This window comes from Anaerophaga thermohalophila str. Valhall, from assembly GCF_000250735.1.
Taxonomy (GTDB): Bacteria; Bacteroidota; Bacteroidia; order Bacteroidales; family Marinilabiliaceae; genus Anaerophaga; species Anaerophaga thermohalophila_A.
This window is the reverse complement of the sequence record NZ_AHZV01000172.1, coordinates 1-1,535: the sequence shown is the minus strand read 5'-3', so window position 1 is coordinate 1,535 and position 1,535 is coordinate 1. Positions and strand designations below refer to the sequence as shown.

Here is a 1,535-nt window from a genome sequence, read left to right as displayed (position 1 = left end):
GATTATTCCATCGGTCCCAACTTCAGCTTTAATTTCCGCGCCGGTTCCATATCCTGCAAGACCCGTAACAGTCACAGCAGGTGGATTGGCAGGATCATATCCGGAACCACCATAAAAATTATTTACATAAACAGAACCACTACTGTTGACATTCAAATCAATCCAGGCCTGCTCTGCAGCTTGTTCTTTAACTTCAAGTACTGGAGCTTCGGCCAGATACTTAGTAACGAAAAGAGTGTCCCCATCATACGCATAATAATCATCAGGCTGAATTGTTCCGTATTTCTCATCAACATAGTCCGAAAAATCATAATAACTATATATTCCGATTTGATTGTACGAATTCAAATTTTCATCAATCCTCTCTACAATGTCTTCACCCTCATATTCCTTGTAAGTAGCCGAAACAACCGGAATATCTCTATAGTTGCTACCATGTTCCTCAATATATACCAAATATTGACACGCAAACAGAATATCGATGATTGCTCCTTCTCCACCAAGCACCGACAAATCCAGTGTTGGTGCTGAAGTATAGAGTGCACCATTACTGCTATAATTATTAATATCAGTAATAGCTCCGGTTTCATCGTCCACGTAAACTCTTACCTCAGCCGAATGCCCGTTTATACCCTCCGACAATAAAAGAATCGTATCATTGCTGGTTGCAATTTCATATCCCGACCCGCCATTGATCACTTCAATCGATGAATTAGAATTGAATGTTGTTCCTTTAGCTTTAACGCCCAGGGCAAAACCGCTGCCGACACCAATCGGTGCTTCTACTGTTGCAACTGCACTGGAGATGTTGGGAATATCAGTAGGTTCATAAGAAGAATAAGAAGAAGAATAAATCGCAGTCGTATCGACTACCTCATAAACACCTTCTTCCACTTCCATGGCAAGTGTTTGAGTAGCTTCAATTATCGAAGGAATATAAACATATAGGGGGTTTTCTCCAGCGACACTTACAGGAACTTTCACAGAGTAAAACCCATTTTCGTCAGTGGTACCCACGAAGGCACTTTCAATGTTATCCCCCAAGCTTCTGTTAAAAACTCTTACTTCCTTACCGACGACTTTTTCACGGCTTCGGTTGGTAAAGTCGGTTTCAATGGTTAACTGGCCTCTGACAGTGGCCAGGTTATCTCCGCTTAATGAATAAATGCCAAGTGTTTCTGAAACCTGGCTCTGTCCATAAGAATTGGTGATTGTATTCACCTGATAAAATGCCTTGGTATAATTCTCTTTTTCCACGTATACTCCAACATTCCCCCCAATTTTCATATCCCTGAAAACCACATTCCCAAAACTGTCGGTTGTTCTTTCCAAAGTAGTTGAATCACCCACTACCTTTACTGATACTCCTTCTACTGGTTCCAGGTAATTACCAGGGTCAACAACAGTTAAAACAATATCAACATGACGAAGTTCTTCCATAGCCTCCTTTTCCGAAAATTCATCTTCTTCACAGGAAACAAAAGCAACGCTCGCCAGCGCTACAAACAAAAATGATTTTAAAAAGTTTCTCATAA

Annotated in this window: 1 protein-coding gene; it reads right to left on the bottom strand. The window is 40.8% G+C overall.

Annotation, left to right across the window (positions count from 1 at the left end):
• Positions 1-1,535, bottom strand: a 1,535-nt coding sequence (locus OQ5_RS23470) for a hypothetical protein (RefSeq protein ID WP_044107760.1), incomplete at both ends; no start/stop codon positions are given.